The sequence below is a fragment of the Soehngenia longivitae genome (genome assembly GCF_004684055.1).
Taxonomy (GTDB): Bacteria; Bacillota; Clostridia; order Tissierellales; family Tissierellaceae; genus Soehngenia; species Soehngenia longivitae.
The window spans coordinates 1-24,037 of sequence record NZ_SRIB01000003.1 but is presented as its reverse complement, the minus strand read 5'-3'; the positions used below and the strand labels follow the sequence as shown (position 1 = coordinate 24,037).

General features: G+C 32.4%; 22 protein-coding genes. 4 read left to right on the top strand and 18 right to left on the bottom strand.

Annotated elements, in window-relative coordinates; translation table 11 throughout:
• Nucleotides 1-3 precede the first annotated feature (3 nt).
• From E4100_RS02880 to E4100_RS02835, 10 genes are all read right to left on the bottom strand, one after another.
• Nucleotides 4-1,224 (bottom strand): CdaR family protein, encoded by a 1,221-nt coding sequence (locus tag E4100_RS02880; protein WP_135270538.1) that lies wholly within the window; start codon nucleotides 1,222-1,224, stop codon nucleotides 4-6.
• Nucleotides 1,208-2,035: a diadenylate cyclase CdaA gene (gene cdaA / locus E4100_RS02875; protein ID WP_135270537.1), complete on the bottom strand. Its 828-nt coding sequence runs from the start codon at nucleotides 2,033-2,035 to the stop codon at nucleotides 1,208-1,210. The genes E4100_RS02880 and cdaA overlap by 17 nt, the downstream gene beginning before the upstream one ends.
• Before the next feature lie 61 nt (nucleotides 2,036-2,096).
• Nucleotides 2,097-3,299: a CapA family protein gene (locus E4100_RS02870; protein ID WP_135270536.1), complete on the bottom strand. Its 1,203-nt coding sequence runs from the start codon at nucleotides 3,297-3,299 to the stop codon at nucleotides 2,097-2,099.
• Nucleotides 3,300-3,348: 49 nt separating this feature from the next.
• The gene (locus E4100_RS02865; RefSeq protein ID WP_167792057.1) at nucleotides 3,349-3,912 is read right to left on the bottom strand and encodes a DUF5317 domain-containing protein; all 564 of its coding nucleotides are present in this window, start codon (nucleotides 3,910-3,912) and stop codon (nucleotides 3,349-3,351) included.
• 44 nt (nucleotides 3,913-3,956) lie between these two features.
• On the bottom strand, nucleotides 3,957-4,502 hold the full coding sequence (locus tag E4100_RS02860) for a rubrerythrin family protein (RefSeq protein WP_135270534.1): 546 nt from the start codon (nucleotides 4,500-4,502) through the stop codon (nucleotides 3,957-3,959).
• A gap of 133 nt (nucleotides 4,503-4,635) precedes the next feature.
• On the bottom strand, nucleotides 4,636-7,122 hold the full coding sequence (locus E4100_RS02855) for a DsrE/DsrF/DrsH-like family protein (protein ID WP_135270533.1): 2,487 nt from the start codon (nucleotides 7,120-7,122) through the stop codon (nucleotides 4,636-4,638).
• Nucleotides 7,123-7,139: 17 nt separating this feature from the next.
• Nucleotides 7,140-7,418, bottom strand: coding sequence for an ArsR/SmtB family transcription factor (locus E4100_RS02850; RefSeq protein WP_135270532.1), 279 nt, complete (start codon nucleotides 7,416-7,418; stop codon nucleotides 7,140-7,142).
• A 78-nt stretch (nucleotides 7,419-7,496) separates the two neighbouring features.
• Nucleotides 7,497-9,350, bottom strand: coding sequence for a motility associated factor glycosyltransferase family protein (locus E4100_RS02845; protein WP_135270531.1), 1,854 nt, complete (start codon nucleotides 9,348-9,350; stop codon nucleotides 7,497-7,499).
• Nucleotide 9,351: 1 nt separating this feature from the next.
• A complete protein-coding gene (locus tag E4100_RS02840; RefSeq protein ID WP_135270530.1) occupies nucleotides 9,352-9,963 on the bottom strand; it encodes a hypothetical protein in 612 nt (203 codons plus the stop codon).
• Nucleotides 9,964-10,088: 125 nt separating this feature from the next.
• Nucleotides 10,089-10,574: a ferritin gene (locus E4100_RS02835; RefSeq protein ID WP_135270529.1), complete on the bottom strand. Its 486-nt coding sequence runs from the start codon at nucleotides 10,572-10,574 to the stop codon at nucleotides 10,089-10,091.
• Nucleotides 10,575-10,725: 151 nt separating this feature from the next.
• Here E4100_RS02835 and E4100_RS02830 point away from each other — a divergent pair, with 151 nt between their 5' ends.
• The 3 genes from E4100_RS02830 (at nucleotide 10,726) to E4100_RS02820 (ending at nucleotide 15,301) form a co-directional block, all read left to right on the top strand.
• Nucleotides 10,726-11,418: a Crp/Fnr family transcriptional regulator gene (locus tag E4100_RS02830; protein WP_167792056.1), complete on the top strand. Its 693-nt coding sequence runs from the start codon at nucleotides 10,726-10,728 to the stop codon at nucleotides 11,416-11,418.
• 258 nt (nucleotides 11,419-11,676) lie between these two features.
• On the top strand, nucleotides 11,677-13,479 hold the full coding sequence (locus E4100_RS02825) for an ABC transporter ATP-binding protein (protein ID WP_135270527.1): 1,803 nt from the start codon (nucleotides 11,677-11,679) through the stop codon (nucleotides 13,477-13,479).
• A gap of 1 nt (nucleotide 13,480) precedes the next feature.
• Complete coding sequence (locus tag E4100_RS02820; protein ID WP_135270526.1) at nucleotides 13,481-15,301, top strand: ABC transporter ATP-binding protein; 1,821 nt, start codon at nucleotides 13,481-13,483, stop codon at nucleotides 15,299-15,301.
• On the opposite strand, the gene E4100_RS02815 is transcribed toward E4100_RS02820, so the two are convergent.
• Genes E4100_RS02815 through gcvT form a run of 6 tightly spaced genes read right to left on the bottom strand, consistent with a single transcriptional unit; the run spans nucleotide 15,284 to nucleotide 21,659 of the window.
• Nucleotides 15,284-15,898 (bottom strand): phosphatase PAP2 family protein, encoded by a 615-nt coding sequence (locus E4100_RS02815; RefSeq protein WP_135270525.1) that lies wholly within the window; start codon nucleotides 15,896-15,898, stop codon nucleotides 15,284-15,286. The two genes, E4100_RS02820 and E4100_RS02815, sit on opposite strands and share 18 nt — an antisense overlap.
• A 46-nt stretch (nucleotides 15,899-15,944) precedes the next feature.
• Complete coding sequence (lpdA, locus tag E4100_RS02810; RefSeq protein ID WP_135270524.1) at nucleotides 15,945-17,354, bottom strand: dihydrolipoyl dehydrogenase; 1,410 nt, start codon at nucleotides 17,352-17,354, stop codon at nucleotides 15,945-15,947.
• A 9-nt stretch (nucleotides 17,355-17,363) separates the two neighbouring features.
• Entirely contained in the window at nucleotides 17,364-18,818 is a 1,455-nt protein-coding gene (gene gcvPB, locus E4100_RS02805) for an aminomethyl-transferring glycine dehydrogenase subunit GcvPB (protein WP_135270523.1), read from the bottom strand.
• Nucleotides 18,815-20,161: an aminomethyl-transferring glycine dehydrogenase subunit GcvPA gene (gene gcvPA, locus E4100_RS02800; protein WP_135270522.1), complete on the bottom strand. Its 1,347-nt coding sequence runs from the start codon at nucleotides 20,159-20,161 to the stop codon at nucleotides 18,815-18,817. The genes gcvPB and gcvPA overlap by 4 nt, the downstream gene beginning before the upstream one ends.
• Nucleotide 20,162: 1 nt before the next feature.
• Nucleotides 20,163-20,546: a glycine cleavage system protein GcvH gene (gene gcvH, locus E4100_RS02795; RefSeq protein WP_135270521.1), complete on the bottom strand. Its 384-nt coding sequence runs from the start codon at nucleotides 20,544-20,546 to the stop codon at nucleotides 20,163-20,165.
• A 12-nt stretch (nucleotides 20,547-20,558) separates the two neighbouring features.
• Nucleotides 20,559-21,659, bottom strand: coding sequence for a glycine cleavage system aminomethyltransferase GcvT (gcvT, locus tag E4100_RS02790; RefSeq protein ID WP_135270520.1), 1,101 nt, complete (start codon nucleotides 21,657-21,659; stop codon nucleotides 20,559-20,561).
• A gap of 138 nt (nucleotides 21,660-21,797) precedes the next feature.
• On the opposite strand from gcvT, the gene E4100_RS02785 reads away from it, so the two are divergent.
• The gene (locus E4100_RS02785; protein ID WP_135270519.1) at nucleotides 21,798-22,922 is read left to right on the top strand and encodes an aldo/keto reductase; all 1,125 of its coding nucleotides are present in this window, start codon (nucleotides 21,798-21,800) and stop codon (nucleotides 22,920-22,922) included.
• 47 nt (nucleotides 22,923-22,969) lie between these two features.
• Here the strand turns inward: E4100_RS02785 and rpsI are convergent, their stop codons facing one another.
• Nucleotides 22,970-23,362, bottom strand: a complete 393-nt coding sequence (rpsI, locus tag E4100_RS02780; protein ID WP_135270518.1) for a 30S ribosomal protein S9 — start codon at nucleotides 23,360-23,362, stop codon at nucleotides 22,970-22,972.
• 23 nt (nucleotides 23,363-23,385) lie between these two features.
• Nucleotides 23,386-23,814: a 50S ribosomal protein L13 gene (gene rplM, locus E4100_RS02775; RefSeq protein ID WP_135270517.1), complete on the bottom strand. Its 429-nt coding sequence runs from the start codon at nucleotides 23,812-23,814 to the stop codon at nucleotides 23,386-23,388.
• Between the last annotated feature and the right edge of the window lie 223 nt (nucleotides 23,815-24,037).

The window sequence follows — 24,037 nt, the reverse complement described above, 5'->3', positions numbered from 1 at the left end:
CCCTTAATTTGTGATTAAATTTATAAATATTGTTTCAGGGTCTACTTTTGAAATAACAACATTATCCACAGTTGGCCAAGCTGGGATTACTTCATGTGTGCCTTCATCCAAATTATTAATATCTATAGTTGGTATCAAATCATCTTTGTTTATTTCATCTAGGATGTTTTTTAATCCTCTTACTGTTACTTTAACGCTTTTTTCTAGGCTTTCATCATCAAGCTTTAAATTTTCAGATAAATTTAATATTTCCATTTCGCTTACTTTTATTTCAATTATTTTTTCAGTTATCTCTTCGAATGTATATGACATAGATACTTTTGTAGTAGGATCAACTAATTCTATTCCTTCAGGTAAATCTAATTCTACTTCTATCTCGTTTGCTTCTAACAACTGATTTATGTCTACAGGTTTTGTTTTGATATTTTCTAATGAATTCAAATCTTGTTCATATCCTTTTACTTGGACCGTACTTGGATTTAGCAAAATATTAGTGATTGAAGTGTTTTCAGGAGCATCTCCTTCTATAATTAATTCTATTGGTAATTCTTTAATTTGAAGTATTGGCACAGTGAGCTTTGCAAAGCTTGGTTCTTTTTCAACTCCAACCACTTCTTCACCTTCAATATTTAATAGTTTTATTGGAACTGTGTCTGTGAAATCTTTTGTCTTGTTTGTCACATCTACAGTAGCAACAGCTTTGTCGACTTCATTTACCCAACTTCTTGGTCCCCTTATAATTATTGTCTCCGGTTCAGATACAATATCCCCCACAACGTATTTCTCAGCCATTTCTCCGATCGTCTCAGGTGTTATCGTTATTTCCTTGGTTATAGTTTTTTCTAGGGTAAATAAGACTTCTTGTGGTGAAATTTTAGTAATTGATACATCTGCAGTGCTATTTAATATTTTAACTGAAATAGGAGCTCTCACTTGTCCCTCTCCATAACCTGCTAAATCAACCTCTGCATATATATTTGAAGCTAATACATTATCTACTTCTTTTTTCTTCCCAGTAATCACAACATTTACTTTAGCACTTTCAGGACTCATTATTACAAGGCCCTGCCTTTCTAAAGATTGAACATTTAAGTAATTAACGGTTATATTTTTAAATTCTTTGCTTATAATAGGATTAACCTCACTCATAACATAACTCCATAGAAGAACGGCTACGACAATGGTAGCTAATTTTAAAGACAAATTTTTATTCTTCTTTTCCATATTTGGACCTCCATTTCAAGAATGAATCCTTTCCATTCTTGGGTTTGTACATGTTGAGTAAGATTTCTTTTAAAGTTTCTGGATCAATATATCTTGAAATGTTCCCATTTTCAGCAACTGATATAGCTCCGGTTTCTTCAGAAACAATCACTGCTAGGCTATCAGACCTTTCAGTTATGCCGATTGCTGCTCTATGCCTTGTCCCTAATTCTCTAGATATTGCACTACTCTCAGAAAGAGGCAAAAAACAAGCTGCTGCTTTAATTATATTGTCCTTTATGATAACTGCACCATCGTGGAGCGGTGTATTTGGTATGAAGATATTTATCAACAAATCAGCACTTACATTTCCATTTATCTTAGTACCTGTCTCTACTATTTCGTTTAGACCGGTCTGCCTTTCAAATACCATGAGAGCTCCAATCTTTTGTCTTGACAAGGATGCACAAGCCTCAACTATCTCATCTACTACATTTGCCATGTTCTCTGTCCTGATGTCAACAAATGATTTTGTGAAAAATCTACTCCTTCCAAGGGATTCAAGGCCTCTTCTGAGCTCTGGCTGAAATACTATTAAGATTGCCAACGTACCTACTGTCATAGCGTTGCTTAATATCCAGTTAATAGTGTATAACTCTGCCCATTCACTCAATTTTGTGAGCACTAATAATATTCCTATCCCCTTCATCAATTGCTCAGCGCGAGTTTCTTTTATTAATAACAGTATTCTATAAAGTACAAAAGCGACTATGAGTATATCTATGATATCTCTTATTCTTATATTTATGAAAGAATTTATTATACTTTGCATGAGCTACCCATCCTTTGCATTGGTCTATTCTTATATTATACATTAATGAGAGCTATTTGTGTCAATTTATATATAAATTGAGCTTTGTAGAGGTGTCTTCATAGCTTTTTTTTAGTCTCTTTAAAACATCCTCAGATAAGTCTATGTCGAGATTTCCATCAATGGCATCTTTAACAGGTAAAATAAAATATTCATATTTGCCATTTGTTTTTCTCTTGTAACCCCATGTAGGTATTGAAGTAATACTGTCTAACTTTACTACATTTGATAAATTATCTTTAACTATATGTAAATCTAACATAGCGCCATCTTCTGTTAATGAGTTACCCATAGTTTCTTTTCTTTGATTTGAATAAAAATTGCCAAGTGAATAGAATACATTTACTTTCCTATCACCTAAGTCTAGGGTTTCACTGTCTTGTATTACATGAGGATGAGAGCCAATGATTATATCCGCTCCATTTTCTGCAAGGACTCTTGCAGTTTGCCTTTGATAATCGCTTGCAATAGTTTGATATTCGTTTCCCCAATGTAGAAATAGAATTATAAATTCTGCGCCGTCCTCTTTTGCTTCTTGAATATCTTTGATAGCTCTTTTTTCATCAAATACATTTATCATCCTATCCCTTTCATCGTCAGTCAATCTGCTATTTAAACCATTTAAATAAAATGCATACGTCATAATTCCAATCTTAATGCCATCTACATCTACTATCTTATATGGTGTATAGATGTCTTTACTGGTTCCTACATAAAGTAATTCTCTTTTTTCTATTTCATCAATCATCTTAATTATTCCATCTTTGCCTTGGTCAAGCACATGATTATTAGCTGTTGAGAGTAAATCAAAACCAGTGTGCTTTAATGCATCTAAAATTTCTACAGGTGAATTGAATAGAGGAAATCCACTAAAGGGTTTGTCCTTATTTGAAAAGGATGTTTCTATATTTGCAATCGCAAAATCTGCTTTTTCTATATACGGCTTTACATACTGAAATGTCGGTGTAAAATCATATCCTAAAAAAGACTTTGCACTGTTTATCTGTGGCATATGTAACATAATATCTCCTGCAAAAAGAAGATCTATTTCTTTATATTGTTCAACCGTTTTAATTGGTTTTTCTGATGTTAGAGTTAAGTCTTCTTTGGTAACGTTTTCACTAATATCGGTTCCCATCACTTCAGGCTGAGTATATACGTTATTACATCCAGATAATATCGATAGCATCAAGACTACAATTATATACCTCATACCTTTTCTCATCTAATCAACTCCCTATCGGCTATAGTTTAATTGTACATCTTATGAAAATTTACTGCAACACATCTTTAGAAGTCATAAATTTCTGAATCATTAGAAATATACCTATAGATAACACTATGTCTCCTATGCTAATTACTTTAGGGAGAAAATATTTAACTGGGATTATATCTGAAAGGAATTTAAATTTAGTTGAATTTGTTATGAGAGTATGAGTGATTACAATGTCCTCTTGCAGAATTTTAAGTTGATCGATCATGTTTAATTTTAATAGTGCATTTTTTGATACCGGCATTCGTCCGCCATTTGTAATGGTTGGAATTAAATTTAGGGTTATCCCTATCATAGATATTTTTATCCCTGATATGTTTTTATTTTTGTATAAGCCACATAAAATTAACCCGAAGGAAATTATAATTATAATTGTAAAATTAGAAAAGAGAAATTTTGAGATTTCATTATTTGTATTTGCAATATATCTTATCGAGATAGAGTAAATCATTTGTCCGAATATCATAAACCCTATTCCTTTTATACGAACATATGTAAGATTATTAAGTTTGCCTCCTCTTAAAAAGGCTATGAATATCGATATTATTACTATCTCTATAAACATCATATCTCTCCTTACAGAAATGAGCGCTTTAAAAGCGCTCATTATTAATACTCTATGAATTTGTCAATTGATGCACCGCAAAGTGGACATTTGTCTTCTTCTCCAGTGATTGTTATATATCCACATACTGGACAAAGTTTTACTACTTTTGCATCCAAGTCTTTTCCTTGATCTACATATTCTTTTGCTTTTGTGTACAATTCAGCATGTACTTTCTCAGCTGCTACTGCATATTTCATGGCATTTTCAGCTTCTTTTTCTCCCTGCAATTGTGCTACTGCTATGTAAGCAGGGTACATTTGAGTTACTTCGTGCATTTCTCCATCTATTGCACCTTGAAGATTTTGTGAAGTTGATCCTAATCCAAATCCTCCACCTGATGCTACTAAAAATGATCCTACTATGTCTCTTAAAGCGTTGAAATGGAATGTAGCGTGGATTTGCTCTGCATCTGATGTTGCTCTAAAAAGTCTTGCTACTGTTGGAAAGCCATCTTTGTCAGCCTTATCTGCCCAAATTCTATATCTCATATGTGCTTGGCTTTCTCCTGCAAATGCTGATCTTAAATTGTCTTGTGTCATTGCGTTCATAAAATATTACCCCCTTGTATTTTTGTTTATATTTTATTTATAATGTAAATCAAAATTGTAATTATTACAATTTTGATTTACATTTATAGTATATACTAAAATTTATTTTAAGTCTAGGGTAAAAATTTATTTCCTATACAAACAAATTTACATTGGATTCATCTGCAGCATTTAAATATGTTGCAACCCCACCTATTTCAACCCCATCAAAGAGTTCTTCTTTCTTTATACCCATTACATCCATGCTCATTTGACAAGCAATTATTCTAATTCCAGAATCTATAGCTAATTCCATGAGTTCTTCGACAGATTGAATATTTTTATCTTTCATGACTTTTCTAATCATTTTTGCACCCATGCCAGCCATGTTCATTCGAGATAATCCTAATTCTTTTGTACCCCTTGGCATCATGACTCCAAACATTTTTTCTATAAAATTTTTCTTAACTTCAACTTTTTCTGGTTTTCTAAGTATATTTAGTCCCCAGAATGTGAAGAACATGGTTACTTCATTTCCCATTGCTCTTGCTCCATTTGCTATGATGAAAGAGGCTATAGTTTTGTCTAGATCACCGCTGAAAACTATCAATGTCTTTGATTTTTTCCCTGAACTTACTTCCATGAAACCTTTTTCGTCTTTAACTATATCTGATAGTGCTAATCCTTTCTTGATCTGAACTACCCATCTGTCCTTCAGTTTTTCTTCAGAGATGAATGTGTTTTTAGTGTTTTGACACCATGCTCTTATATCATTGATAAAGCCCGGATCAGTTGCTTGTACTTCTAAGATGTCTCCGTCTTTTAATGTCTTCATCTTTTCAGCTACTTGAATGATTGGTCCAGGACAGGATAATCCACAAGCATTTAGTTTAACTGTTTCTCCGATGTATTCTTCTTTTTTTGGGGTTTCAATTACACCTGAATCTGAGAAAGCTGTAGGTTTATAATCTTGTTTATCTTCTATATACATGGTCTTATAAGTGTTAAATCCACCTGCTAAGTTCATTGATTTAAAACCATTATCTTTTAAAATTCTATCGGCAATGTATCCTCTTAATCCAACTGCACAATAGGTTATATAAGTTTTAGATTTATCTAATTCATTCAATCTATTCCTAAGTTGATTTAATGGTATGTGAATAGAGCCTTCAATAAATCCAAGTTCTCTTTCAACGTCTTCTCTTATATCTAATAGTACATGAGTAGTTTTGTCTAATGTTTCTAGTTCTCTCCAAAGTACTTGTTCTGTCAAGCCTCTTAAAAGATTATCTGCGGTAAATCCAATCATGTTCACTGGGTCTTTAGCAGAAGAATATGGTGGGGCATAAGCAAGCTCTAGTTCCATTAAATCTTTTACAGTTGCATTAAACCTTATTGCGGTTGCTATTACATCAATTCTTTTATCTACTCCATCATAACCTACTATTTGTGAACCTAAAACTTTCCCTTCGTTATCAAATATGAGCTTTAATGTTATTGGCAATCCTCCTGGATAATAGCCTGCATGTGAGTTTACATGAATAAGTGCTATTTGGTAATCTTTTTTGTATTCTTTCCCTAGTTTATTTAAATTCTTCTCATTTATCCCTGTATTAGCAACAGTTAAGTCAAATACTTTTGCTATACTAGTGCCTTGTGTTCCTCGGTAGGTTTCATCATAGTCAGCTAATATGTTGTTTGCAGCAATTCTACCTTGTTTGTTGGCTGGCCCTGCAAGTGGAACCATAGTTTTATTTTTAGTTATATAATCTATTACTTCAATTACATCTCCAATAGCATATATAAATTCGTCTGATGTCCTTAAAAATTCATCTACTACAACCCCACCTCTTTGATTGATCTCAAGTCCGGCTTCTTTAGCTAATTCACCATTTGGTCTAACACCTATTGAAAGTATTACCATATCTCCAACTACTTTTTCTCCAGATTGAAGTGTGACAGTAGTCTTTCCGTTATCATAAGAGAAAGATGAAACGCCATCTTTAAGGTGAAGTTTTACCCCTTTAGATTTCAAATGTTCATGGACAATTTGAGCCATTTCAAAGTCTATCGGTGCCATAACTTGATCGAGCATTTCTACAATTGATACTTCAAGGCCTTGCCTGTGTAAATTTTCAGCCATTTCAAGCCCAATAAATCCTCCACCAACTACAATTGCCGTTTTTGGTTTGTTAGAATCTATATATCCTTTTATCTTATCTGTGTCTGGAATAGTCCAAAGGCTAAAAATGTTTGGTGAATCTATGCCTGGAATTGGTGGTTTTAATGGACTAGAACCAGTAGACAATATTAAGTAGTCATAACTTTCTTTATATATTTCCCCAGTTTTATGGTTTTTTACTTCCACTATTTTTTCTTCTTTATTGATTTTTAAAACTTCATTCGATGTTCTTATGTCAGCATTAAATTTAGCTTTTAGACTTTCTGGTGTGCTGACTAAAAGTTGATCTCTTTCTTCTATTTCTCCTCCAATATAATATGGTAGTCCACAGTTAGCAAACGATACGTATTCTCCTCTTTCAAAAAGAATGATATCTGCACTTTCGTCTAACCTTCTGAGTCTTGCTAGAGCTGTTGCTCCACCTGCTACTCCTCCAACAATTAATACTTTTTTACCCATTTTTCAGCCTCCTATATTTAATTAAATAACAACTTTATTATGTTTATTACTTCATCATTCTTTATCTTGTAATAAACTTCATTACCTTTTCTATTGTCCTCTATTATCCCAGCAGTTCTTAGTTTGGATAGATGTTGTGACACTGTTGACTGAGGAACATCTAGACAGTTTTGCATGAAAGTAACATTGTTTTCACCATTTTCAATCAGGCCTTTTAGTATACAAAGCCTGATGGGATGAGCTATTAATTTAAGCAAATCTGCTTTCTCGTTAAATAATTTTCTATCAATCTCCATTAAATGCCTCCTCTATTTATATATTCTAATATTAGAATATATAAATATTTATGTCAAGTAAAAAGTGGCTTTCGCCACTTAATTTTTAATGTAATCCAATATGCTTTCTGTTAATTCATCAAATATTTCATTGAATAATTCAATGTCATTCTTACATCTGTCCATGAATATCCTATACTCTTTTATCAATTTATCATTTTTCTTTCTTACATTTTTCTCTTCACTTAGTATCTTTATTTCTTCAGATAGTAGCTGATGATAAAGCCTATTCATTTGAAGAATAAAAGTATTAAAAAATGGGTTTTCCTCAATTTTATCTATTGTTGAGTTTAACAAATTGTACATATTCTGTAATTCTTTTAAGTTGTTATTTTTTAATAAATTCTCCATTTTATCTAATAAATTGTAGTATTCTCTTATCAATACCAGAGCTTCTTCTTTGTAAACACTCATTTCATCGGTTTTTTCTTTTAGTCTCTTTTTATCATAGTGTTTGTTCCAACTATCAAGAAAATCTTCTTTTACCACTTTCTTATTTAGATATTCTTTCATCACTTTTTCTAGTTCTATGAAAGGAGCCCCTTCTATGGCTGCCCCTCCTTTTGTAGTGTTAATTACTTTCAAATCTTTAAGCTGATTTATATAGCTTTCCATTTGTTGTCTCATGGAATTGTATCCATTGTTTGTTTTTATAGTATTCCCATATACATCTTTTACATCAATTGCACTTTCTAACTCTTTATCTGATAAGTCGCTGCTGTAAAACACTCCTTCTGAGTGCTGTTTTGTGCCCACATAAGCTAAATTTTGCCCTGCCAATATTATCGGATTAAATCCTAGATAATATAACAATTGAAGTGTCACTACTGCAATAGTTGGAGCATCAAGCACTATATCTATTGGTTCAGTACTTTCATTGTCAAGATAATAGTTCGAAATTTTATCTTGTGAGGTTATCATGTGATATAACTTCCCAGGATAATTTTCTATGGTTTCATACCCAACTGATGAACCAAAAATCAAAGGGATGTCTTTGATTCCCTGCTCTTTTACTTTCAGAAAAACTTTCTGATTATTCTCAGTTGGGTCATAAGTTGTTGCTACATGTGGATGAATGTCATTTTTAATCAATGTGTTTATCGCAGATCCTACACTAAATATGTAAGCTAATCCTTCATCTTTTATTTTTCTAATATTTTCAATTTCTTCATTTAATGACGGTCCAGCTGCAACTAAAATCGCCGGAATATCTTTAAATTTTCCTTTGTTTTCTACTATTACATTTGGTGTTTTTAATACATATTTGAAATTTTTCATCGAGTTAATTATCCAGCGTTTTTGAAATGAGTATTCTGTTAAGATACTGCTTCTTCTTTCCTTTACCTTCGTTTTTATTGTCTGAATGAAGAATTCGTATTCGTCAGGATAAATGCTCTTATATACCGGAAGATCAACTATAACTAGTCCTTCTCTATTTAGAGTTAACATTTCTCTTATGTCATTTAAAAAAGATTCTCTGGTAGCAGAAATATTTTTAAATCTTTTTAGCTGAGTTTCAGAAAAAGACCGTTCTTTTAAGAAAAAATATAACAATTCTTTGTTCGGTTCATAAATATATGCCTTAATATCAGGAAATGATCTTAAAATAAGTTCAATATGATATCCTAATCCCGTGCCAAAAAATATGACGGTCCCACTTTTTTCTAACTCACCTTCGTATTTTTTAATTAAACTTTCAGCTTCTTTTTTAGGATCATATTTACTATGAACATATTTATACGTGTCATTTTCTTTTATTTTTGCAGTCTTTAATCCACTCTTTGATTCTTCAATAAAAATACTTTCAATACTATTTTCATCTAAATCTTTTATATTATCCCATACATCAGGAAAATTAGTTTTTAAGTAATTTATATTGCTTAATCCCTGCATATCAATTCTCCTTTGAGTTGTAAAGACTTAATAATTGCTCCCTCATATCTTCATATAGCGGAAGTATCTCATACATCATCAAGTCTGCTAATAAAGTGTTGTCTTTTGAATTTAAAGCATCGTTCATCTGAGGTATCAGTTCGTTTAATGTCAATATATCTTTTGCATAAAGGTTCCATATTTCATAACTAGGTAGTGTCTCAATTAGAGTTTTATCATTGTCAATCAAGTTAAAAACACTAATTATCCAGTTTATGCCTTCCAATAAATCTGAAAAGTCATCCCAAGATTCTTTAGTAGGTTCTGCATAAAAGGCTTCACTAAGTGGAACAATCTCTTCAGCTGCACCTTGTAAGTAATCTATTGTACCAACTAAAGTTTCTCCAACAAGCTCCTTGTAAGTAATTAGTTTTGCATTTATGCTTTCTATATAATTTATATTGTCCAATATGTATTCAAAATAATCCTGATATAATTCCAATCCATCTATTTCTAAAGATTTTATAACTTTGTTTGTTTTTTCCATCTCATCAGTTAATATATCTGCAATTTTTTCGATTATTTCTTCATCTTTTTCTAAAAAATAAATATTCCCATCAACAATGAACTTCAATTTAACTACCTCCTTGATTTGTACTAACTATACTATCGGCAAGTAAAGACAAAATTTAATGGATTTAAATTATTATATCATAGTTGTAGTTATACTAAAATAAGCGGCCTTTTGGCCGCTTATTTTTATTCTCTCATCCCTAATTCTTTATCTAATAGCATCAAGCCTTGGAAGTTTTCATTAACCTTTTCTAGTTTAGCAACAATATCTCTAAAGTTTGCTTCTTCTTCAACTTGTTCTTTTACAAACCATTGTAAAAATTCAGCTGTTGGATAGTGTTTTTCTTCTTTTGCTAATTCAAGAATTGAATAAATCCTACCTGTTACTTTCTTTTCGTGTTCTAAAGCTGCACTAAAGCACTCTAAAAATGAATTAAACTCATTTCTTGGTTCTGGCATTGCTTGAGTAGTTACCCTTCCATCAATGTCATTTATATAGCCAAAGAATTTCATCGCATGTCCAAATTCTTCATATGCTTGTTTTGTAAAGAAATGTGCCATACCGTTCATATTTTCTGCCGCACAATATCCAGCCATACCTAAATATAGATAACCTGATTGCATTTCAAAATTAAACTGATCGTTTAGTGCTTTTAATACTTTATCTGACATATATATCTCCTCCTAATATTCTTACTAAATTAATTTTACCCAATTTATACGGACATAATCATGTACAGAAATATTTTTGTAATTATTACAAAAATCTTGATATATCTATAATTAATTTTAGGGTATAATAATGTACTACAGAGGAGATGATATGAAAATGATAGATGTCCTTTTAAATTCATCACTATTTACAGATATGAGTTATGATGAAGTAAAGAATGCTTTTAAATACCTAGATGAAAATTATAGCGGAACATACTATACTAAAAAATTTTTCGCCGATGATTATATTGCGATAGAAGGTTATACCTGTGAAAATTTAGGAATAATACTTCACGGTGAAATCGAGGTTCAACGAGAACTCCCATCGGGTAAATTTTTTACTATTTCAAGTTTTAAAGAAGGCGATTGTTTCGCAGAAAGTATTATTTTTTCAAAGAAAAATGAATATCCATCTAGTATTGTTTCAATAACTGAAAGTGAAATACTTTTTATTTCCAAGACAGGCCTTCTAAAACTTATGATAATGAATGAAAAGTTATTCGAAAACTTTGCTAGAATTCTCTCAGATAGAATTCACCTCTTAAGCGATAGAGTGACTACATTGTCACTCGATAATATTAGAAAAAAGATAGCAAATCTATTGCTTAAGGAGTACAAAACAACTGCTTCTTTAACTATTGTATTGCCATATAGCCGTGATAAAATGGCTCAACTTCTAAATGTAACTAGACCATCACTATCAAGAGAACTTACGAATATGAAAGACGATGGACTTATAAACTATTATAAAAATAAATTTACTATTTTAGATATAAATGCTCTAGAGGAATCTTTATTATAAATATTTCGATTATTAAAATGTTTTTAAATAATCTATTGCTTTTTTCTGGAAGTTAAGTTAAAATGAATAAGAATAGAAGAAAGGGGGTCGTGAAAGTGAACAATTTAGGATTGAATTGTCTAGTTTTAAATAATATTTTGCGGCCTATGTTTTTTGTATGAATGTTTTTTAAGCCATAGGTCTATATCTGTGGCTTTTTTGATACTTACATTAGCCATGGGTCTAAACCTGTGGCTATTTTTTTAGTGAGGTGAATAAATGAAAGAATTTAAAAAAATCATGCCCTTTACTAAGGGACTAAAATCTATTTATCTATTTGGAATGATTGCAGTTATTATTTCAGTTTTATTTAATATCTTAAGACCATTAGTAATCAGAACCACCTTGGATTCAATATTTGGTACTTCACCAATTGAATCAAAGCTAATGGAAAGCATTGTAGACTTCTTTGGTGGAAGAGTCTATTTACTTAATCATCTATGGATCATTGGAATCATCATTATATTGATAACTCTCGCAAGGGGTTTATTTATGTTAATAAAAAACCTTTGTTCCTCTTATGCTTCAGAAGAAATGACAAAGAGAATGAGAGATGGTTTATATGACCATATTCAAAAACTTCCTTATGATTATCATGTAAAGGCAGATACAGGTGATTTAATTCAAAGATGCACTTCAGATGTAGATACAATAAGGAGATTTTTAGCAATTCAATTAGTTGAGATGGCTGGGTCTGTCTTTATGCTAGTGCTCATTGTTGTAATAATGTTTACTATGAACACGAAGATGGCAATTATATCTTTAGTAGCTTTACCATTTATTTTTTTCTTTGCCTATTTCTTCTTTGGGAGAATACAAAAAGAATTCAGAAAAGCTGATGAAGCTGAAGCTGAGATGAGTACAGTTATTCAAGAAAATTTAACAGGCATAAGAGTAGTAAAAGCGTTTTCTATGGAGAACTTTGAGATCGATAAGTTTGATAAAAAGAATCAAAAATATAAGACATTACTAGATAAGCTTATATTGAACCTTGCTTACTACTGGTCTATATCCGATCTTATAAGTATGCTTGAAGTTGCAAGCATATTGATTGTTGGAACAGTATTTGTTATTAGAGGAGAAATCACTCTTGGCACATTATTTGCTTTTATCAATTATGTAAATATGATAATATACCCCGTTAGGCAAATGGGTAGAATGCTCACAGATATGGGGAAAGCAAGTATTTCCATCCAAAGAATAGACCAAATATTTAATGAGCCAATAGAAGTTTTGAGAGAAAATGGAGAAGAACCTCCTATAGAGGGAAATATAGAATTTAAAAATGTGTATTTCTCTTATGATGGAAAGAACGATGTTTTAAAAGATATTTCTTTCAAAATTAAAAAAGGCCAGACTATTGCAATAATTGGTTCTACTGGGTCTGGTAAAAGTTCTTTAGTTCATTTACTGCCTAGACTTTACGATTATGATAAAGGTTCGATATTGATTGATGGCAGAGAACTAAAAACTATCGATAAAACATGGATTAGAAAAAATGTAGGTTTGATACTTCAGGAGCCATTTCTATATGCTAGAACAATAAAGGAGAATATTAAATTTGCAAATCCAACTGTAGATGATCATTCTGTATTCAATGCAGCAAAGATCGCCTCTATTGATAAAGATATTAAAGAGTTCGAAGATGAATACGATACTTTGATAGGTGAAAGAGGGGTTTCCCTTTCTGGTGGTCAAAAACAAAGAATTGCAATCGCAAGAACAATCATAAACAATACTCCTATTGTTATATTTGATGACTCACTCTCAGCAGTAGACACTGAAACAGATGTTCAAATTAGAAGAGCTTTGAAAACTAGACAAAATAAAGCAACTACAATAATTATATCTCACAGAATTTCCACAGTTTCAGAAGCTGATTTAATAATAGTGTTAGAGGATGGAAGGATAGTTGAAAAGGGAACTCACGAAGAGCTTATAAATACTGATGGTCATTATAAGAGAATTTATGAAATCCAGTCATCTATTGAAGATGATTTGGAGTTGGAATTGGAGGTGTAGTATGGAAGATAAAGACGATGTTACTAAAAAGGTAAATGTCGAAATATGGAAAAACTTTTTTAAGTATTTAAAGCCATATAAACGAAGATTTATACTTCTTATTTCTTTGAATGTTGGCTTAGGTTTTCTTGATAGTACTTTCCCGATGTTTACCAGATATGCCGTAGATAATTTTATAGCTAATAAAAATTTTGATGGTTTGCCTTTGTTTGCATTGCTGTATGTATTAGCTATTGCTATCTTAAGTTTAATTATATTTTTATTCATCAAATATGCTGGCAAATTAGAAAACCAAATGGCTTATGATTTAAGAAAAAAAGGTTTTTTAAAGCTTCAAGAACTATCACTTTCTTACTATGACAATAAAGCTGTAGGTTGGCTTATGGCAAGAATGACTTCAGATGTCACTAGACTAAGTGAGACTATATCATGGGGTTTAGTAGATTTTTCATGGGGAATAACTGTAATGATTGGTGTTACCGTATATATGTTCATATTGAGCCCTAAACTGGCTTTGATAACTCTTTTGGTTGTACCACCACTAGCTATTATAAGTGTCTATTTCCAAAGAAAAATACTGACTGCTCAAAGAAGGGTTAGAAAAATAAATTCTGAAATAACAGGATCATATAATGAAGATATCCAAGGAGCTAAAACAACTAAGACCTTGGTGAGAGAAGAATTGAACTTAAAAGAGTTTTCAGAGCTTACTAGTTCATATAAAAGAAACTCAATAAGGGCAACAGTAATTTCTTCTATATATATACCTATAGTAATAACAATAGCAAGTGTTGGTACTGCTTTGGCTGTTGTTAATGGAGGTCATGAATTTCTAGCCGGCGCTATTACTTATGGTACTCTATTTGCTTTTATAACATACACAGGTCAATTTTTTGAACCTGTAATGCAGATGGCAGCTATACTTGCAGACATGCAAATCGCACAAGCCTCAGCCGAAAGAGTTTTCCAACTCTTGGAAGAAGAACCAACAATTAAAGACTCTCCTAGAGTAATTGAAAAATATGGTGATTTAACTAATTTAAGAAGAGATCTACTACCACCTATAAAAGGTGATATTGAGTTTAAAAATGTCAGTTTTTCATATAAAGAGGGTGAACCTGTATTAAAAAACTTCAATTTAAAAGTTAATGCAGGTCAAACAATAGCATTAGTAGGTGAGACTGGCTCTGGAAAAAGTACTATAGTTAATCTATTTTGTAGGTTTTATGAGCCAACCGAGGGTGAAATATTCATTGACGGAATAAATTATAAAGATATGCCTATTAAATGGATTCATGAAAACCTTGGATACGTACTTCAAGCTCCACATTTGTTTAGTGGTACAATAAAAGAAAATGTAAGATATGGAAAATTAGATGCAACAGATGAAGAAATAATTGAAGCTTGCAAATTAGTTGATGCTCATAAATTTATTATACAAATGGAAAAAGGTTATGAAACAGAGGTAGGTGAAGGCGGAGGACTATTGTCGACTGGGCAAAAGCAACTCATATCATTCGCAAGAGCAATTGTCAGAAATCCGAGATTGTTTGTACTAGATGAAGCCACTTCGTCAATTGACACCGAAACTGAATTGATAATACAAAAGGCTATAAACAAAGTCTTATCAGGAAGGACGAGTTTTGTAATAGCTCATAGACTTTCAACGATAAAAAACGCTGATAGAATACTTGTTATCCACGATGGAGAAGTGATTGAAGATGGTACCCATAGAGAACTTATAAAAAGCAAGGGGTATTATTATAAATTATATACCAACCAATTTATTGAAGAAAAAAGTGTATTAGCACTTGAGAAATAGATCTTTTATAAATAAAAACAATACTATGCCATAGAATATCCCAAAGATGACATCTGTAGGATAGTGCACTCCAAGATATAATCTACTAAAGCTCATTAAAACTGTATATAAAGATGATATTGCATAAGCTACTTTTTTCGTTTTGATACTTTTATTTCTAGTAAGGATATGGGCAATTGTGAATGAAAGGCTTGCAGCAACCATTGCGTGACCGCTTGGAAAACTATATGAAGTTTCCACTGCTTTAAAAAACTCCACTGGTCTTTCTCTCTTTATGATGTTTTTTAAAAAAGAGTTTAAAGCTAAACTTCCAAGTGAAGCTGATATAATCATAAATATTTCTCTAAATTTCTTTTTATAGATTAAGAAAATGACAAGTAATGAGATACTTGGAACTAGAAAAGAAGAAGACCCAATAAACGATATGAGTTTCATGATATTTAGTAAACCCTGGTTTTGATGATTGTCTAAAATTATAAGTATACTTTCATCAAATCTTAACACAAACTTAAAGAAATTATCACTAAATGATAACATTAGTACCGAAATAAGTGCTACAATATATATGTAAGAAGTTTTAAATAAACTTTTTTTCATGAATTTCCCCCTGATTTAAATTTAGGCAGCGATATCGCTGCCTAATTTATTTTTTCTTCCTCTTAGGAACTATATGAATAGCTTTTTCATCTAATCCTAATGTTGCTTCCGAAAAAGCTTCAGACAATGTTGGATGTGCATGAATTGTTCTTGTAATAGCTTTTGCATCTAGTTTATTTGCAATGGCTAAAGCTCCTTCATGAATTAAATCATTTGCATGAGGACCGAGTATATGAACTCCCAGTATAGTATCATCAGGCGATGCGATGATCTTTACTATTCCCTCAGCTTCTCCCAAAGTAACAGCTTTGCCATTTGCTGAAAACATGAATTTACTTACTTTGTATTCTTTTCCCATTTCTTTTAGTTTCTCTTCAGTAAATCCAACTTGTGCTACCTCTGTCATAGTAAATACACATGATGGATACACATCTAAGTTTATATCTGGGTTTTCTCCTAGAATTCGTTCAACTACAAATTCGCCTTGAGCTGAGGCAACATGCGCAAGTTGAATTCCTCTAGAATTTACATCGCCTATAGCAAATACATGAGGAACTGTAGTTTCAAAGTTTTCATCTACTTTTATGCCTTTTGGCGAATATTCTATGCCCACTTTATCGAGTCCTAAGCCTTCTACATTTGGTGCTCTTCCTGATGCTATCAGCACATAATTGCCTTCTACTGTGATCTCTTCGTCTTTTTCTTTGTATTTAGCGATAACTTTTAATTTATCATTTTCTTTTATAATTTCTTTTGCTCTTATATCTACATAGACTTCTATACCTTGCTTTTTCAAAGTTGGTGTCAATCTCTTAGCGATTTCTTTATCCCCATCTTTTAAGATTCTAGATGCTAAAAGTATGACATTTGAGCCTAGTTCTTTGTAAATGCTTGCAAATTCAAGACCTATAACTCCGCCCCCAACCACAATCAAAGTCTCTGGTATTTCATCAAGTTCTAAGAGTTCATCAGAGGTTATGACACCTTCTAAATCAACTCCCTTTGTCTCGGTCATTTGAGCTGATGAACCAGTAGCTATGATAATATAATCAGCTGCAACTGTTTTTTCTTCTCCGTTTTTTAGAGAAACTTTCAAAGTGTTTGCATTCTCAAAGCTAGCTTTACCTTCAATAAGTTCTATATTTTTGTAGGAAGAGATGAGTTTCTCAACTCCTCCTACGATATTTTCAACTACTTCTTCTTTCCTTTTAAGCAAAGCTTTGCCATTCAATCTAAAGCCATCTACTTCGATGCCAAATTCACTCGCTCTTCTCATGTCAGATAATATCTTTGCATTTGTAAAATAAGTCTTTGTAGGGATACATCCTCTATTTAAGCATGTTCCCCCCACTCTTACATTTTCTATAAGCGCTACATCTGCCCCTAGTTGAGCAGCCCGAATAGCTGCGACATATCCACCTGGGCCCGCTCCAATTATAGCTATTTTTTTTGTCAAATAATACACCTACCCTTCGTATTTTACGATTATGTCTCTTGCAGCCTTTACTTCATTTGGTCTTCTTACTACTGTGTTATGAGGTGCAGTCTTTAGAAGCTCTGGATTTTCTTTAGCTTCTTTCGCTATTTTTTTCATTGCTTCAATAAATTCATCTAATGTTTCTTTACTTTCTGTTTCAGTTGGCTCTATCATAAGGGCTTCATTGATAATAAGTGGGAAATAAACTGTTGGTGGATGATAACCATAATCTAGCAATCTTTTAGCAATATCTAAAGTTATGACATCACTTAATGGATCTTTAAGCCCTCCCAAAACAAATTCATGCTTGTAAATTGTTTCTATTGGTAAATAATAATCTTCTTTTAAATGTTCTTTGAGATAGTTTGAATTTAAAACTGCCATCTGTGATGCTTTCTTTAATCCGTCGCTACCCATTGATAGTATATAAGCATAAGCCCTAACTAACATGCCAAAGTGACCATAGAAATCTTTCATTTTCCCAATCGATTGAGGATAGTCATAGTCAAGATAAAACTGTCCATTGTCTTTTTTTACTATTGGTACTGGCAAAAATGGAACTAAATCTTTTTTTACTCCAACTGGCCCTGAGCCTGGTCCTCCTCCTCCATGAGGTGTTGAAAAAGTCTTGTGTAGATTGAAGTGAACTACATCAAAACCCATATCTCCAGGTCTAGCGTATCCTAATATTGCATTTGCATTTGCTCCATCATAGTAGAGTAATCCTCCAGCATCATGAACTATTTTAGCGATTTCTTTTATTCCTCGGTCAAAAATTCCTAGTGTATTTGGATTTGTTAGCATCAATCCAGCTGTGTCTTCTCCAACTGCTTCCCTTAATTGTTCTAAGTCAACAAGCCCCTCTTTTGTAGATTTTATTTCTATTATGTCATAGCCAGCCATAGCCGCTGTTGCTGGATTTGTACCATGAGCAGAGTCTGGAACAATTATTTTATTTCTCTTTTTGTCGTTTCTGCTTTCATGATAAGCTTTAATTAACATAACACCTGTCAACTCACCATGAGCCCCTGCAGCAGGTTGTAGTGTTATTTGATCCATCCCAGATATTTCACAGAGGTAATTTTGAAGTTCATACATTAATTCCAATGATCCTTGAACACAAGATTGTGGCTGATATGGATGAAGGTTTACAAATCCATCTAATCCTGCCATATCTTCATTGATCTTTGGATTGTATTTCATAGTACAAGATCCAAGTGGATAAAAACCAGTGTCTACACCGTAGTTCTTGTTTGAGATATTTGTGTAATGTCTTATAACATCAACTTCTGATACTTCTGGTAAATTTAATTCTTTATCAGATAAGAATTCTTTTGGTATCATATCCTCAATTTGTTTTTCTTCAATATCTAACTCAGGCAATTTATATGCGACTCTACCAGGTTTTGAGATTTCGAATATCAATTTATCATAATTTCTCATAGTATTCCCTCCAATACGCTCTTTAACTTATCTACATCATCTTTTCTTTTGACCTCGGTAACTGCATATAAAGAGCTATTTTCGTATTGAGGATATTCCTTTGATAAATCGAAACCACCGATTATCCCATTTTCAAGTAATTTTTGATTGATTTCCTCAGTAGTTTTATCTGCCTTAAGCGCAAATTCTATAAAGAAAGGCTTGTTAAATAGTGATTTTAGCTTACCTGATTTAGTTAACTCATCAAATGCATAATGTGCCATTTGAGTAGATTTAAGTGCAACTTCTTTAATCCCTTTTTTGCCTAATGTTACGATATAGACAGTTGCTGCTAAAGAATTTAAACCTTGATTTGAGCATATGTTTGAAGTTGCTTTTTCTCTTCTTATATGTTGCTCTCTAGCTGTAAGCGTTAACACAAAAGATCTTTTACCATCTAAGTCTTCTGTTTGCCCTACTATTCTACCTGGCATCTTTCTGATATATTCTTTTTTAGCTGCCATAAAGCCTAGATATGGTCCACCAAAGCTAAGTGGTATCCCAAGGGATTGTCCTTCGCCAACTGCAACATCTACTCCTAAATCTCCAGGTCTTTTAAGTATGCCTAGTGATATTGGATCGACAGAAGCTACAACCGTAGTCTTCTTAACTTTATGTGTTATCTCTGAAACTTTCTCTAAATCCTCAATTATTCCAAAAAAGTTTGGACTTTGAACTATAACAGCAGCAGTGTTTTCATCTACTAAATTTGAAAGTTCATTTAAGTCAGTTATTCCATCGTCTATTCCTACTTCAATTACATTTAAGCTTTGTGCATGCGCATAGGTTTTTAATATTTTTCTAGCATCGGGTTTAACTGTTTTAGAAATTATTATGTTTTCTCGTTTTGAATAAGCACATGCCATTAAAGCAGCCTCAACAACAGCAGTCCCCCCATCGTAAAGGGATGCATTTGCTACGTCCATGCCCGTCAATTCGCTTATTAATGTTTGAAATTCAAAGATGTATTGAAGAGTCCCTTGACTTATCTCTGGTTGATATGGTGTATATGCAGTATAAAATTCACTTCTTGAAATAATATGATTTACTACAGAAGGTATATAATGCTCATATGCTCCGGCGCCTAAAAATGAAGTCACTTTGGATAGAGAACAATTTTTATTTGCAAGCTCGATTAGCCTATTTCTGACTTCTAATTCGCTCTTTGCTTTAGGAATATTTAATTCTCTATTCAATTTTACGTCTTTTGGAATGTCATCAAACAATTGTTCAATGTCATTTAAGCCAAGCTTTTTAAGCATCTCTTCCACATCTTTGTCTGTATGTGGTATATAAGGATACATCTTACTCCTCCTCTTCTAAAAAGCTTTCATAATCCTCACTTGACATCAATTCATCTAATTCTGATTTATCTTTTATCTCGATTTTAGCTATCCAGTTTTCAAAAGCATCCGCATTTAATAATGCTGGATCATCTATTAACTCTTCGTTTACTTCAACAACTTTTCCACTAATTGGTATATAAACATCTGCTGCTGCTTTTACAGATTCTACTGCTGCAAATGCATCTCCCTTTTCGAATTCATCATCAACTTCTGGTAAATCTACATAAACGATATCGCCTAAATTATGTTGTGCATGATCTGTTATACCTATATAAGCGAGATTACCATCAACTTTTACCCACTCATGATCCTCTGTGTAATATAATCCTTTTAATACTTTCATCAATATGACCCCCTATTTTTTCTTATTTAAAAATTTTTTGCTAATAACTTGTGCTTTGCAAGGTTTATTTCTAATCATTATATCAATTGGTGTTCCAATTTCTGTGTATTCAGCTTTTATGAGTGCATTTCCTATGTTCTTTTTGAGAGTAGGTGAGTGATATCCGGTTGTAACATGTCCTATTTTTTCACCATCTTTATATACTTCATATCCTTCTCTTGGAATTCCCCTATCAATCATTTCAAATCCTACAAGCTTTCTTTTTAATCCCTCTTCTAATTGTTTTTTCAAAACCTCTTTCCCTATAAAATCTGACTGTTTGTCTAATTTCACGAAGTATTTAAAACCAGCTTCTAGAGGTGTTATTTCATCATTAAATTCATGCCCATATAAAGGAAGTGACGCCTCAAATCTCAATGTATCTCTACATCCAAGTCCTGCAGGTTTTATATTTTCTTCTTCGCCACTCTTTAATATCTCTCCCCACACTTTTGCTATGTCTTCGCTATCTGTATATATCTCAAATCCATCTTCTCCTGTGTAGCCTGTCCTCGAAACCATAGCCTTTACTCCTGCTACTGTTATATCATCAATAAAGTGAAAAAACTTTATTTTGTCAAGGTCATAATCAGTTAATTTTTGAAGCACTTTTTGTGCTTTAGGCCCTTGTAGTGCTACCTCCCCTACACTTTCAGAGATGTTCTCTACCAAAACATCAAAGCCTTTTTTGTGTTTTAATATCCATTCAAAATCTTTGTCAGTGTTTGCAGCATTTACAACTAAGTAAAGATAATTTTCGTCATAGCGATAAACTAATAAATCATCTACAACTCCACCATTGTCATTGCACATAAGAGTATAAATGACTTGATTATCTGTCATTGTGCTTATATCGTTTGTCATTAGGTAATCTACAAATTTAGTAGCATCTTTCCCCTTTATGGTTATTTCTCCCATATGTGATACATCAAAAAGCCCGCAATCGTTTCTAACTGCTTCATGCTCAGCTACTAGGCCTTCATATTCGACTGGCATTAACCAACCTGCATATTCAACTATCTTGCCATTGAGCTTTACATGTTCATCGTAAAGAGGTGTTTTTTTTGCACTCATTTCATCACTCCTTAATTTTTATGGTATAATTAGTACATAACTATTTTACCCTTAGAAAATTGATATTAAACTATGCTTTGCGGTTAATATTTAAAATATGGGATTAGTTAGCTACATTATACATAAGGGGGTATTGTAATGCAATATAGTTATTTTACTAACGACAAGTTAAAGGTTTCACAATTAGGTTTTGGATGTATGAGGTTTCCTATATTAAATGGGGATCAAAAAGCAATCGATGAAGAAAAAGCTCGTGAAATGCTAATTTATGCTATTGAAAATGGTGTAAACTACATTGACACAGCTTATCCATATCACGGTGGTATGAGTGAAAAATTTGTGGGGAAAGTGCTAAGCGAAGGATATAGAGATAAAGTGTATTTAGCTACAAAAAATCCTGTTTGGCTAGCCAATACCAAAGATGATTTCATGAAGTACCTTGATGAACAGCTTGACAATCTTAAGACAGACCATATAGATTTTTATTTGTTGCATTCTTTAGATGCAGAAAGATTCGATAAAATAATGAATTTAGAAGTTTTTGACTTTGTTAAAAAAGCTAAAGAAGAAGGTAAAATCAAATATATTGGGTTCTCTTTCCACGATGAATATGAAGTGTTTACAAAAATAGTGGATAGTTTTAGTTGGGATTTTTGTCAGATTCAGTTGAATTACTTGGATAGAGATTATCAAGCAGGTCTTAAAGGGCTTAAATACGCTAAAGAAAAGGGACTAGATGTAGTTGTGATGGAGCCTGTGAAAGGTGGAAAACTAGCTAAAGCTCCTGAGAAAATCAAAAATATATTCAACAGTTCCACTATCAATAGATCTCCTGCGCAATGGGCTTTGAAGTGGGTATTTAGCTTAAACGAGGTATCAGTTGTCTTAAGTGGAATGACTACTTTAGAGCAAGTTAAAGAAAATATATCTGTAGCAAGTGAAAGTGAAGATTTAACTCCTGAAGAAATCAAATTGATTGATCAAGCTACAAAGATTTATAAGGATGGCTTTAAAGTTGGATGTACTGCCTGTGAATACTGCATGCCTTGTCCGTCTGGAGTGAATATTCCAAGAGTTTTTGAATTGTATAATAATGTGTATGTATTCGATGAATTAGATGAGTCCAAAAAGATGTATCAAAGATTAATTGAGAATAATTCGGATGCGTCAAACTGTGTTGAATGCGGAAACTGTGAATCGGTTTGCCCTCAGCATTTGTCAATTATTGAATCATTAAAAGATGCTGATAAAGTATTGAGGTAAAGAAAATGTAAAAAAAGCTAGATTGTTCATACAATCTAGCTTTAATATTATCTCTTTGAGAATTGTGGGCTCTTTCTTGCTTTTTTAAGACCATATTTCTTTCTTTCTTTCATCCTTGAGTCTCTAGTTAAGTGACCTGCTTTCTTTAATAACGGTCTTAATTCGGGATCAGCTTCAATCAATGCTCTTGCAATCCCGTGTCTAATTGCTCCAGCTTGGCCAGTAAATCCTCCACCATGTACATTCACTAAGACATCATATTTATCTAAAGTTTCAGTTACTATCAAAGGTTCTTTTGCGATAGTTCTCAATGTTTCATAGTTAAAGTAATCTTCAATATCTCTATCGTTGACTTTAACTTTTCCGTTTCCAGGAACCAATCTTACTCTAGCAACTGAAGTTTTTCTTCTTCCAGTTCCAGCATATTGCACTACTGCCATTTATTTATCCTCCCTTCCATCAACTAAAATTCGTATAGTTCTGGTTTTTGAGCTTCGTGTTTATGCTCAGATCCACTGTATACTTTCAATTTCTTAAACATTTGTCTCCCTAATGTGTTCTTAGGTAGCATCCCTTTCACTGCTATTTCAATGATTTTTTCAGGATTTTTCTCAATCAATTGGTTGTATGGAACTTGTTTAAGTCCTCCAGGATATCCAGTATGATATGTGTAGCTCATTTGATTTATTTTATTTCCAGTAAGTTTAACTTTTTCAGCATTTATTATTATTACGTAGTCGCCAGTATCAACATGAGGTGTAAATGTTGGTTTTTTCTTTCCTCTTAGTATAGCCGCAACTTCTGAAGCTAATCTTCCTAATGGTTTACCTGTAGCGTCTATTACGTACCATTTTCTCTCTACTTCTTGTGGCTTTGCCATATAGCTTTTCATCTATTTCCCTCCCTGCTACGATTAATCATCTATTCAAATATTCAAATTTAATTTGTTTGTGTTTTTAAAAAGTTCCGGGCTCTTTTAAAACACTCTTATATATTCTAATACATGTAAATGTGCCTGTCAAGTAAATCACAAAAAATGATAGTGTCAATTAATTGTTGGAAAACAACTAATAATAATTTTCTAAATAATATTTAGAATAATAGCTCCATAATCA

Excerpts from the sequence above, each read along its gene's own strand:
- E4100_RS02880 (WP_135270538.1), bottom strand. The coding sequence starts at position 1,224 with ATGGAAAAGAAGAATAAAAATTTGTCTTTAAAATTAGCTACCATTGTC.
- cdaA (WP_135270537.1), bottom strand. The coding sequence starts at position 2,035 with ATGCAAAGTATAATAAATTCTTTCATAAATATAAGAATAAGAGATATC.
- E4100_RS02870 (WP_135270536.1), bottom strand. The coding sequence starts at position 3,299 with ATGAGAAAAGGTATGAGGTATATAATTGTAGTCTTGATGCTATCGATA.
- E4100_RS02865 (WP_167792057.1), bottom strand. The coding sequence starts at position 3,912 with ATGTTTATAGAGATAGTAATAATATCGATATTCATAGCCTTTTTAAGA.
- E4100_RS02860 (WP_135270534.1), bottom strand. The coding sequence starts at position 4,502 with ATGAACGCAATGACACAAGACAATTTAAGATCAGCATTTGCAGGAGAA.
- E4100_RS02855 (WP_135270533.1), bottom strand. The coding sequence starts at position 7,122 with ATGGGTAAAAAAGTATTAATTGTTGGAGGAGTAGCAGGTGGAGCAACA.
- E4100_RS02850 (WP_135270532.1), bottom strand. The coding sequence starts at position 7,418 with ATGGAGATTGATAGAAAATTATTTAACGAGAAAGCAGATTTGCTTAAA.
- E4100_RS02845 (WP_135270531.1), bottom strand. The coding sequence starts at position 9,350 with ATGCAGGGATTAAGCAATATAAATTACTTAAAAACTAATTTTCCTGAT.
- E4100_RS02835 (WP_135270529.1), bottom strand. The coding sequence starts at position 10,574 with ATGTCAGATAAAGTATTAAAAGCACTAAACGATCAGTTTAATTTTGAA.
- E4100_RS02830 (WP_167792056.1), top strand. The coding sequence starts at position 10,726 with ATGAAAATGATAGATGTCCTTTTAAATTCATCACTATTTACAGATATG.
- E4100_RS02825 (WP_135270527.1), top strand. The coding sequence starts at position 11,677 with ATGAAAGAATTTAAAAAAATCATGCCCTTTACTAAGGGACTAAAATCT.
- E4100_RS02820 (WP_135270526.1), top strand. The coding sequence starts at position 13,481 with ATGGAAGATAAAGACGATGTTACTAAAAAGGTAAATGTCGAAATATGG.
- E4100_RS02815 (WP_135270525.1), bottom strand. The coding sequence starts at position 15,898 with ATGAAAAAAAGTTTATTTAAAACTTCTTACATATATATTGTAGCACTT.
- gcvPB (WP_135270523.1), bottom strand. The coding sequence starts at position 18,818 with ATGAGAAATTATGATAAATTGATATTCGAAATCTCAAAACCTGGTAGA.
- gcvPA (WP_135270522.1), bottom strand. The coding sequence starts at position 20,161 with ATGTATCCTTATATACCACATACAGACAAAGATGTGGAAGAGATGCTT.
- gcvH (WP_135270521.1), bottom strand. The coding sequence starts at position 20,546 with ATGAAAGTATTAAAAGGATTATATTACACAGAGGATCATGAGTGGGTA.
- gcvT (WP_135270520.1), bottom strand. The coding sequence starts at position 21,659 with ATGAGTGCAAAAAAAACACCTCTTTACGATGAACATGTAAAGCTCAAT.
- E4100_RS02785 (WP_135270519.1), top strand. The coding sequence starts at position 21,798 with ATGCAATATAGTTATTTTACTAACGACAAGTTAAAGGTTTCACAATTA.
- rpsI (WP_135270518.1), bottom strand. The coding sequence starts at position 23,362 with ATGGCAGTAGTGCAATATGCTGGAACTGGAAGAAGAAAAACTTCAGTT.
- rplM (WP_135270517.1), bottom strand. The coding sequence starts at position 23,814 with ATGAAAAGCTATATGGCAAAGCCACAAGAAGTAGAGAGAAAATGGTAC.